The sequence below is a fragment of the Actinomadura bangladeshensis genome (assembly GCF_004348335.1).
GTDB classification, from domain to species: domain Bacteria; phylum Actinomycetota; class Actinomycetes; order Streptosporangiales; family Streptosporangiaceae; genus Spirillospora; species Spirillospora bangladeshensis.
On the sequence record NZ_SMJW01000276.1, the window covers coordinates 1 to 10,080 of the forward strand.

The window sequence follows — 10,080 nt, forward strand, 5'->3', positions numbered from 1 at the left end:
CTCCCCACCCCCGCACCCCTGACCAACCCGACGCGAACACAAGCGCGCAGCCCGACCATGGGGCCGCGCGCTTTCATCTGCTCCGACGCGGCCCTGTTGAGCGTTGCAAGCAGGCGGGTGCGAGAACTCAAGAGAGGCACCGCAGCTTCAACCCGATGCAGTTCGACCGCACCTGCGAGAAGACCCGGGATCCGACCCCGGTCTGGGTCGCGCCGGCACCGGCCACCGCACTTCGCACGCCGGCAATCGCCGTTCCGCGCCAGTTCGCCACCTGATCCCTGGCTCTCCAGGAGCGGCGTAGGAAGGTCCGTCCCCCGGTTCGTCGAGGTGCCGCTGGCTACCAAGCACCTCGACGAAACGGGTCCACCCTCCGGCGACAGGCCAGCCGTGCCGCACTACGGCGCGGTCGTCCATGCGACCGGCTCCGCAACGACGGCGGCGGCCTCCTCTGGAACGACCTGTCGGCCGACGCACGCCCAGACACCGTGCCTCGCGTTCTCGCAGCGCCCCGACGACCGGGCGGGGCCCCTGGCACGGGCCCCATCGATCGCGGCCGTGATCGCATGGCGTCCGCTTCTCCCGGAGTGAGCGCCACCGGGTGAGTCCTTCTGCCGCGCCACGCCGACGTGGATAGCGGTGTTGTGGTTGGTCGCTGCGGTGCCGATGCCGATCTGCTCCGTCGCGGCAGCGACCGCCTGCCAGCACCCCAACGTCCTTGACGTTGAACCGCTCGGGCAGGAACATCGCGCCGATGCCGAGCCGTTCGGCATGCTGTGCCTCCGCTACGGCATCGAGCGGACTCGCGGTATGGCCCGCCAGCCCCTAGCACCCGATCGCGGGCAGCGCCGCCGTTATGCCGATCCCTTCCGCGCCTGGGCGCGCTGTCTGGCGATGAACCGTGTGGTCGTCCTGTTGACGAACGTCGGCGCGAGCCGGCCGACGCGCCACGCGAGCCGCGCGCGGCGCGGCTCCACGACCATCGCCTCGTTCGCCTCGACGGCCGCCAGGACCCGCCGGACGAGCACGCCCGCATCGAGCGGGTGCTTGATACCCTGCCCGTCGAGGTAGAAGTCGCGACCGCGGTAGGGGCCGATCTCGCCCTTGTCGAGGATCGGGGTGTCCACGGCCGCAGGGCAGACGACGGTGACGCCGACGCCGTGCGCGGCGGCCTCGGTCCGCAGCGCGAGGGACAGCCCGACGACGGCGTGCTTGGTGGCGACGTACGACGTCATCAGGCCCGCGGCCATGAGACCGCCCATCGAGGCCGTGTTGACGATGTGCCCGCCGCGCTGGCGGACCATCTGCGGATACGCCGCGTGCACACCATGGACGACGCCGCGGATGTTGACGTCGATGATCGAGTTCCACTGGTCCAGCGTCAGGTCCTCGGTGTCGCCGAAATAGGTGATGCCCGCGTTGTTGAACATTAGGTCGATCCGTCCGTGCGCTTCCACGACCTCGTCCACGACCTGCTGCACCTGGGCCGCTTGCGTCACGTCGACGGCCGCCGCACGTGCCGATCCCGGTCCGGCTAGGCCGGCAAGGCCGGCGACGGTCTTCTCCGCGGCGGCCAGATCGAGGTCCGTGCACACCACGTCGGCGCCCGCGGCGACAAGTGCCGCGGTGAGCGAGGCTCCGATGCCCGAGCCGCCGCCTGTGACGATCGCGGATCTGCTCGCGAGGCTCATGCGAACGCCTTCTCCACGAGTCCGGCGAGATCCGGGTAGCGCATCAGGTGGGCGCCGCCGTTGATGTCAAGGGTCTCACCGGTGACCCACGCCGCGTCGTCCGACAGCAGGTAGCGCACGGACGCGGCGATCTCCTCCGGGCTTCCCGGTCGGCCGAGCGGCGTGTTGGCGACGTACTCCTCCTCGACCCCGGGTATGTCCATCGCCGGCGCCGTCAGCGGCGTGACAACCAGTCCGGGCGCCACCGCGTTGACGCGCACGCGGCGCGGCGCGAGCTCGAGCGCGGCGACCTCCGTGAGCGCCACGAGGCCGGCCTTCGCGGCGCAGTAGGCGGCCAGGCCGGTGCCGGGCTGGCGGGCGTTGAGGGAGGTCAGCGACACCAGCGCGCCTCCGCCGGCGACCCGGCGTCCGGCGTGCTTGAGGACGAGGAACGCGCCGGTGAGGCAGACGTCGACGATCCGGCGCCACTCTGCGGCGTCGTGGTCGACGACTCGCGAGAGCGTGCTCGTGCCGGCGCAGTTCACGACGCCGTGGAAGCGCCCGTGCTCGGCGACGACGCCCTCGAAGAGCGCCTCCACTCCGCCCTCGTCGGTCACGTCGACCTCGACGTCGGCGGACGCGCCGGCAAGGTCCGCGACCACCACGATGTCGCCCTGCGACCGCAGCAGCGCGGCCGTCGCCGCTCCGAGGCCGGACCCGCCTCCGACCACCACGACCGTGCGCTGCTCACTCATCCGCCACCATCCTGACGCTCGTCGGTTTCTATTGACACGTGTCAATTGGCAGTCCTAACGTGACGGGCGTCACGCCGGATTGTCAAGCAGATGCCGAGGAGTAGCCGATGAGTGGTCCGACGGTCGCCGTGATCGGCGCCGGCATCAGCGGGCTGACAATGAGCAAGATGCTGGAGGACTACGGGCTGGAGTACGCCACGTTCGAGTCTTCGGACCGCGTCGGCGGCAACTGGGCCTTCGGCAACCCCAACGGGCACAGCAGCGCCTACCGCTCGCTGCACATCGACACCTCGAAGCACCAGCTGTCCTTCAAGGACTTCCCGATGCCTGAGGAGTATCCCGACTTCCCGCACCACACCCAGATCAAGGACTACCTCGACAGCTACACTGACGCGTTCGACATCCGGCGCCGGATCGAGTTCGAGAACGGCGTCGTGCACGCCGAGCGGCACCCCGACGGCGGCTGGCTGCTGGAGACCGAGCGCACCGGCGCACGCCGCTTCGACGTGCTCCTGGTGGCCAACGGCCACCACTGGGACCCGCGCTTCGCCGACAAGCCGGGAGAGTTCACCGGCCTGACGATGCACTCGCACGCCTACATCGACCCGCGGACGCCGTACGATCTGACGGGCAAGCGGATCCTGATCATCGGGCTGGGCAACAGCGCCGCCGACATCGCGGTCGAGCTCTCCAGCAAGACGCTCGGCAACGAGGTCGTCCTTTCGACGCGGTCCAGTGCGTGGATCGTGCCGAAGTACTTCGCCGGAACACCGGCCGACAAGTTCTACAAGACCTCCCCGTACATCCCGTTCGCCTGGCAGCGCAAGTTCATGCAGGTGATGCAGCCGCTGACCGCCGGCCACCCGACCGACTACGGCCTGCCCGAGCCCAACCACAAGTTCTTCGAGGCGCACCCGACGCAGTCGGTCGAGCTGCCGCTGCGGCTCGGCTCCGGAGACCTGCGGGCCAAGGGCGACATCGAGCGCTGGGACGGTCCCACCGTGCGCTTCGCCGACGGCACCGCCGAGGACTTCGACGTCGTCGTCCACGCCACCGGCTACAACATCACCTTCCCGTTCTTCGACCCCGACTTCCTCAGCGCGCCCGAGAACCACATCCGTCTCTACAAGCGGATCTTCAAGCCGGGCATGGACGACGTCGCGTTCATCGGGTTCGCCCAGGCGACGCCGACACTGTTCCCGTTCGTCGAGTGCCAGACCCGGCTGGTCGCGGCCTGGCTCGTCGGCCGCTACGCGCCGCCGCCGGTCGCCGAGATGGAGCGGGTGATCGACGAGGACCAGCAGAAGTACACCGCCCACATGGTGCAGCGGCCCCGGCACACCCAGCAGCTCGACTACTTCCTCTACGAGCACGACCTGCGCACCCGCGAGATCCCCGCGGGCATGGAGCGAGCCGCGCGGCGACAGGCGCGGCGGCCCGTGCGGGCGCGCCGGTGAGCGAGGAGCGCGCCTGGGCGCGGCTGGTCGACCGCCGCAGCGTCAACCGCGGCGACCAGCGCCGCTCGGCCCTGCTCCAGGCCCTCGACGACCTGCTGCGCGAGAAGACCCTCGACCAGGTCAACGTCGCGGAGATCTCGCGGCGGGCCGGCGTCACCCGCTCGGCGTTCTACTTCTACTTCGAGAGCAAGGCCGCCGCGGTGCTCGCCCTGATGGCCGACCTGTACGACGCCGCGTCGGACGCGACCGACCTGCTGGTCAAGGCGGAGGGTGAGCCCGGCGAGCGGATCCGGCAGGCCCTCGACTCGCTCTTCGACTCCGTCGACGCCTCGCCGCACACCTACCGCGCCCTGCTCGCGGCGAGGGCCGCGAACCCGCAGGTCCGGGAGGCATGGGACGCGGGCCGCGCCGAGTTCGCGGGCATGGTCGCGGAGATGATCGAGCGGGAGCGGGCCGCCGGACACGCGACCGACGGCCCGGACGCGGCGGGCCTGGCCGCCGTACTCCTCGACCTGAACGACCACGCCCTCGAACGCCATGCGCTCAGCGGCGAGCCGCCGCGCGAGCAGCACGTCGACGCGCTTGCGCACGTCTGGATGACCAGCATCTACGGAGGCATCGCATGACCACCTTCGACTTCACCTCGGCCGGTGTGCGCTGCGCCGCCACGCATCACGGAGGTGCGGACGGCGCGCCCGTCGTGGTGCTGGGCCACGGTCTCGGCGGCACCCAGGACTCCGGCCTCCGGCCGTTCGCCGAGGCGTTCGCGGCGGCGGGCTTCCACGCCGTCACCTTCGACTACCGCGGCTTCGGCGCGAGCGACGCCGGCGACGGCGGTGCGCGCCAGTGCGTGTCCGTCGCCGGCCAGGTCGCCGACTGGCATGCCGCCGTCGAGGCGGCGAAGCGCCTTCCGGGCGTCGACGCCGAACGGGTCGCGCTCTGGGGCATCTCGCTCGCGGGCGGCCACGTCGTCTCCGTCGCCGCCGCGCGCGCCGACGTCGCGGCGGTCGTCTCCGCGGTGCCGCTCGTCGACGGGCTCGCCGCCGCGCGGCTCGCCGCGAAGCACCACCGCCCGGACCGGCTGCTCGCCTCCACCGGCCGCGGCATCGCTTCGGCCGTACGACGCAAGGCCGGCCGCGCGCCGACGATGATCCCGGTCGTGGCCCGTCCCGGGGAGGTCGGCGCGCTGACCCTGCCCGGCGCCTACGAGGACTACCTCGCGCTCGCGGGCCCGACCTGGCGCAACGAGATCGCCGCGGACGTCGTGATGGAGCTCGGCGGCCGGACGCCCGCCAAGGACGCGAAGTCGCTGCGGGTCCCGTGGCTGGTGCAGATCTGCGACTTCGACAGGAGCGCGCCGCCGTACGCCGCGGCGAAGGCGGCCTTCGCCGGTCGCGCCGAGGTGCGGCACTACCCCGGCGACCACTTCGACCTCTTCGCCGGCAAGCCCTTCCACGAGGCCGCCACCCGCCATGTCGTGGCGTTCCTGAGCCGCCACTTGGCCGTTCCCTCCGCCGCCGCCTCGCCCACCGCGAGCGCGTCGGAGCCGTCCCGTGTCTGACACCGTCCAGGCACTCCTCCTCCAGCATGGGGAGCGGGACACGCCCGGCCTGAAGTACGGCGACCAGGTGTGGAGCTGGCGCGACTACCTCAGTGAGAGCGCCGCCCGTGCGCACGTGCTGCACGCGATGGCCGACCCGGGCCGGCCGGTCCACGTCGGCGTGCTGATGGAGAACAGCCCCGAGATGGCGATGGCGATCGCGGCGGGTGCGCTCGGCGGGCACGTGACCGTCGGCATCAACACCACCCGGCGCGGCGAGAGTCTCGCGGCCGATGTACGCCGGGCCGACTGCCAGATCCTGCTGACCGATCACCGGCACCTGGGCCTGCTCGGCGGGCTCGACCTCGGTGGCACGACGGTGGTCGACACCGACGACGTCGACTGGCCCGAGCGGGTGGCCGGCGCACCGCGCGGAACCGCCGGGTTCCCGACGGTCGACGCGATGGACACCTTCATGCTGATCTTCACCTCCGGCACCAGCGGGGAACCGAAGGCCGTGCGGGTCGCCAACTTCATCGCGGTGATGTCGGGGGCGACGCTCGCCGACAAGTTCGACCTGACGACCGAGGACATCGTCTATTCCTCGATGCCCATGTTCCACAGCAACGCCGTCCTCGCCGGATACGCCGTGCACGCCCGCGCCGGCGCCGCTCTGGCGCCGGCCAAGTTCAGCGCAAGCCGGTTCCTCAGCGACCTGCGCCACTATGGGGCGACCTACATCAACTACGTCGGCAAGCCGCTCGCCTACCTGCTCGCGACGCCGGAACAGCCCGACGACCGGGACAACCCGCTGCGTGTCGCGTTCGGCAACGAGGCGAGCGACCGCGATATCGAGGAGTTCGCCCGCCGCTTCGACTGCACCGTGTGGGACGGCTTCGGCTCCACCGAGACCGCGGTCATCATCACCCGCACTGACGACACGCCGGCCGGTTCCATCGGGCAACCGTTCGACGGCGTCGCCGTGTACGACCGCGACACCCGCACCGAGTGCCCGCGCGCCGTCTTCGACGACCTGGGCCGGGTGACCAACCTGGACAAGGCGGTCGGCGAACTGGTCAACACCACCGGGGCCGGATTCTTCGCCGGCTACTACAACGACGAACAGGCGACCTCCGAGCGGCTCGACGGGGGCATGTACTGGTCCGGCGATCTCGCCTATCGGGACGAGGCAGGCTTCATATACCTGGCGGGTCGCACCGACGACTGGCTGCGCGTCGACGGCGAGAACCTCGCGGCGGCGCCGATCGAGCGGGTGCTGCTGCGCCACGACGCGATCAGCCAGGCCGCGGTGTACGGCGTACCGGACGCCGACGCCCCGGGCGACCAGCTCATGTGCGCGCTGGTGCTGCGCGACGGCGCGACCCTCACGCCCGCCGATCTCCAGGAGTTCCTGAACGCCCAGCCGGACCTGTCGCCGAAGGCATGGCCGAAATTCGTCCGGATCGCCACCGACCTGCCGACTACGGCGACGAACAAGGTCCTCAAGCGCGAGCTCCGGGCTCAGGGCACCGAGACCACGGACCCGCTGTTCGCACGGAGCGAGCGAGACCACGTCTACCGCCCTGAGCCTTAGGGCATATCGTGCCGGGAATCTGCGGTGTGTACACGCACGTCTCGGACGCGATGCGCGACGAACTGAAAACGAAACTTCAGCGTCGCTGGGAAGACGCTCTCGATGAGGGCGCCGACAGGGCTCCGGGCCCGTCTCTGCCGGTGATGGACGGCCTGCTCTCCGCAAGGCGGGAGAAACGCGGATCGGTCGTCTCCCTGAGAAGTGCCTGTTTCGGGAGGCACAACAGGCGCGGTGGTCCGACCGGTCGGCCACCGCGCCCGCTATTACGGAGAGTGACCAACGAGGTGGAGGATCTCGTGAACACATTTGGAGTGGGGCAAGATCATGCCCGGACCTGCCCCAGTGAAGCACAAAGGCCCTGCCGCCTATGTGCGGGAGGGCCTGTGGGGTGAGGGGTGGGCGATACTGGGTTCGAACCAGTGACCTCTTCGGTGTGAACGAAGCGCTCTCCCACTGAGCTAATCGCCCCGGTGTCGGAAACTCTAGCGCATGTTGGGGGGTGGTCGCGCGCGGTCAGGAGGTCTGGTGGCGGTGGTGCCAGGTGAGGAGGACGGTGGTGCCGAGCACGGCCATGAGGTCTCGGGGGGATCATGGCTCAGCGGCCGCAGAGGGCGTTGAACGTCGTGAAGACCATGCCGGTGGTGAACACGGTGAGGGACGAGATCGCCCACGACTCGGTGATGGGAAGGTCCCGCGCGGATGGTGAAGCCGCCGAGCATGGCGTAGGCCGAGGTGGAGGCTGTGCGGGGGACGGGGGGCGAGGTCGGCGTGGACGTTGAAATGGATGGCGGCGACGGGCGCGGCGGCGATGTCCAGGGGGGCGCTCTGGCCGTAGAGGGCGGTGATCGCGAAAGCCCGTTGTTCCTCTACGGCTTCGCGGGCCTCGGGGGGCGACTTCAGGCGCTGGTCGAGGGCGTGCAGGAAGGCGGCGGAGCCGCCCTGGCCCGTTACGGCCAGGGGCAGGTGGCGGGGTCGCGCTAGGTGACTGGGGGGATCAGGTCCAGAAGGTGGGGTCTTCGATCTTCCAGGGGAAGGTCAGGCCGTAGACGGCCAGGTAGCCGGCCACGGCGGCGGCCAGGAGGACCGTGGTGACCCCGCCGAGGATGGTGTTGCGGCGGCGCTTGCGGGGGTCGAAGGCCTTCTCCTTGGCGCGGTCTGCGGCGGTCTTGGCGCGGTGCAGGGCGCGCTGGGCCCAGGCGAACTCCGTGGCGAGGATCGCGAGGCCGATGACGATGCCGAGCAGGCCGGGTCCGGGGGTGATCATCATGACGAGTCCGCCGATGAGGACGGCCGCGCCCACGGCGAAGACGCCCGCGCGCCAGGCGGTGTTCAGCAGCGGGTTGCGCCGTACCCGGGCGCGGAAGCGGTGGAACAGGCCGGGTTCCTCCGGAGGCGGGGCGACCTTTTCATCATTGATTGCCACGGATTTACCTTAAGCCAGATGTCATGGTCACGGCGACGCCGGACGGGGCGCGCCGCACCCGGGACAGACCCCCGCAAGATCGGCCTTTGCGCAGGTCAGGAGCATGTTTTGCTACGGTGAGATGGGTCACAGGCGCCGGGGGCGGCGGAATGTTCGGCCGGGATAAGGCAGTTAGGCGTCATAGATCGCGGGGATGTCGGTGGGAGGGAGTAACCGCCCGACCGGAGCACCCCGCGAGCCAGCGGGACCGACGTAAGAGGGAATGGCCATGAACAGCAGTACCACCGTCTCAGCACAGCTGGGCCTTCGTCTCGTCGTCCCCGACCGCACGACCGTCCCCCTGCTCGCCGGGCTCGAGTACGCGGCCGACGATCCGTACGCGATCCGGATGGCCTTCTACGTGGGCGACGACGAGCCCGTGGAGTGGATCTTCGCCAGGGAGCTCCTCACGGTCGGCATCGTGCGCAGGGTCGGAGACGGGGACGTCGAGGTCTGGCCCGCCGACGACGACGGCTCGCTCAACATCGCGCTGTCGTCCCCGTTCGGGGACGCGCTGTTCGAGGTGCCGCTGTCGCCGCTCGCCGACTTCCTGCACCGGACGTACCAGGCGGTGCCCGCGGGCGAAGAGAGCGAGTTCATCGACATCGACGCCGAGCTGGAGAACCTGCTCTGGCCGTCCTAGCCGGACAGGCGGGCGATGTGGCGCATCTTGTTCATCGCGTCCAGGGCGGCGACCTTGTAGGACTCGGCGAGCGTCGGGTAGTTGAACACCGCGTTGACCAGGTAGTCGACGGTGCCGCCGCAGCCCATCACGGTCTGGCCGATGTGGACGAGTTCGGTGGCCCCGGTGCCGAAGACGTGGACGCCGAGGAGCCGCCGGTCCTCGGGTGAGACCAGGAGCTTCAGCATCCCGTAGGAGTCGCCGATGATCTGGCCCCGGGCCAGTTCGCGGTAGCGGGAGACCCCCACCTCGAAGGGGACCTTGGCCTCGGTGAGCGCGTCCTCGGTGTGGCCGACGAAGCTGATCTCGGGGATCGTGTAGATGCCGATGGGCTGGGTCTCGTTGATCTCCGAGACGGGCTCGCCGCAGGCGTGGTGCGCGGCGAGGCGGCCCTGCTCCATGGAGGTGGCGGCGAGGGACGGGAAGCCGATCACGTCCCCGACCGCGTAGATGTGCGGGACCTCGGTGCGGTAGTCGGCGTCGACCTTGATCCGGCCCCGGTGGTCGGCGGCGAGGCCGGCGGCGTCCAGGCACAGGTCGTCGGTCATGCCCTGCCGCCCGGCCGAGTACATGACGGTGTCGGCGGGGATGCGCTTGCCGCTCTCCAGGACGGTGATCGCCCCGTTCGGCATCCGCTCGACGGACGCGACGGCCTCGCGGAACCGGAACGTGACGGCGAGGTCGCGCAGGTGGTACTTGAGCGCCTCGACGATCTCCAGGTCGCAGAAGTCCAGCATGCGCTCGCGGCGCTCGACGACCGTGACCTTGGTGCCGAGCGCGGCGAACATCGAGGCGTATTCGATGCCGATGACGCCGGCGCCGACGACGACCATGGTCTCCGGGATGCGGTCCATGTTGATGATGCCGTCGGAGTCGATGATCGTCCGGTCGTCGAAGGCGACGGTGTCGGGCCGGGCCGGGCG

Annotated in this window: 10 protein-coding genes and 1 tRNA gene; 6 read left to right on the forward strand and 5 right to left on the reverse strand. The window is 70.3% G+C overall.

All coding sequences use genetic code 11. The annotated features are described in order from the left end of the window. Window positions 1-851 precede the first annotated feature (851 nt). A complete protein-coding gene (locus E1284_RS34220; RefSeq protein WP_131944306.1) occupies window positions 852-1,688 on the reverse strand; it encodes an SDR family NAD(P)-dependent oxidoreductase in 837 nt (278 codons plus the stop codon). Next, complete coding sequence (locus tag E1284_RS34225) at window positions 1,685-2,422, reverse strand: SDR family NAD(P)-dependent oxidoreductase (protein ID WP_131944307.1); 738 nt, start codon at window positions 2,420-2,422, stop codon at window positions 1,685-1,687. The genes E1284_RS34220 and E1284_RS34225 overlap by 4 nt, the downstream gene beginning before the upstream one ends. A 107-nt stretch (window positions 2,423-2,529) precedes the next feature. On the opposite strand from E1284_RS34225, the gene E1284_RS34230 reads away from it, so the two are divergent. Genes E1284_RS34230 through fadD1 form a run of 4 tightly spaced genes read left to right on the forward strand, consistent with a single transcriptional unit; the run spans window position 2,530 to window position 7,013 of the window. Further along, window positions 2,530-3,879 carry a flavin-containing monooxygenase gene (locus tag E1284_RS34230; RefSeq protein WP_131944308.1) on the forward strand — a complete coding sequence of 450 codons (1,350 nt, stop codon included), beginning with the start codon at window positions 2,530-2,532 and terminating at the stop codon, window positions 3,877-3,879. Then, on the forward strand, window positions 3,876-4,505 hold the full coding sequence (locus E1284_RS34235; RefSeq protein WP_131944309.1) for a TetR/AcrR family transcriptional regulator: 630 nt from the start codon (window positions 3,876-3,878) through the stop codon (window positions 4,503-4,505). Before E1284_RS34230 ends, E1284_RS34235 begins: the two co-directional genes overlap by 4 nt. After that, a complete protein-coding gene (locus tag E1284_RS34240) occupies window positions 4,502-5,440 on the forward strand; it encodes an alpha/beta fold hydrolase (RefSeq protein WP_131944310.1) in 939 nt (312 codons plus the stop codon). The genes E1284_RS34235 and E1284_RS34240 overlap by 4 nt, the downstream gene beginning before the upstream one ends. After that, a complete protein-coding gene (fadD1, locus tag E1284_RS34245; RefSeq protein WP_131944311.1) occupies window positions 5,433-7,013 on the forward strand; it encodes a fatty-acid--CoA ligase FadD1 in 1,581 nt (526 codons plus the stop codon). The genes E1284_RS34240 and fadD1 overlap by 8 nt, the downstream gene beginning before the upstream one ends. Window positions 7,014-7,409: 396 nt before the next feature. Here the strand turns inward: fadD1 and E1284_RS34250 are convergent. Further along, a tRNA-Val gene (locus tag E1284_RS34250) sits at window positions 7,410-7,481 on the reverse strand. Window positions 7,482-7,781: 300 nt separating this feature from the next. Here E1284_RS34250 and E1284_RS34255 point away from each other — a divergent pair. Further along, window positions 7,782-7,994 (forward strand): hypothetical protein, encoded by a 213-nt coding sequence (locus E1284_RS34255; RefSeq protein WP_131944312.1) that lies wholly within the window; start codon window positions 7,782-7,784, stop codon window positions 7,992-7,994. 13 nt (window positions 7,995-8,007) lie between these two features. On the opposite strand, the gene E1284_RS34260 is transcribed toward E1284_RS34255, so the two are convergent. After that, entirely contained in the window at window positions 8,008-8,436 is a 429-nt protein-coding gene (locus tag E1284_RS34260) for a TIGR02611 family protein (protein ID WP_131944313.1), read from the reverse strand. 268 nt (window positions 8,437-8,704) lie between these two features. On the opposite strand from E1284_RS34260, the gene E1284_RS34265 reads away from it, so the two are divergent. Continuing rightward, window positions 8,705-9,118: an SsgA family sporulation/cell division regulator gene (locus E1284_RS34265; protein WP_131944314.1), complete on the forward strand. Its 414-nt coding sequence runs from the start codon at window positions 8,705-8,707 to the stop codon at window positions 9,116-9,118. Here the strand turns inward: E1284_RS34265 and sthA are convergent. After that, window positions 9,115-10,080, reverse strand: a 966-nt coding sequence (gene sthA / locus E1284_RS34270) for a Si-specific NAD(P)(+) transhydrogenase (protein WP_131944315.1), incomplete at its 5' end; no start/stop codon positions are given. The two genes, E1284_RS34265 and sthA, sit on opposite strands and share 4 nt — an antisense overlap.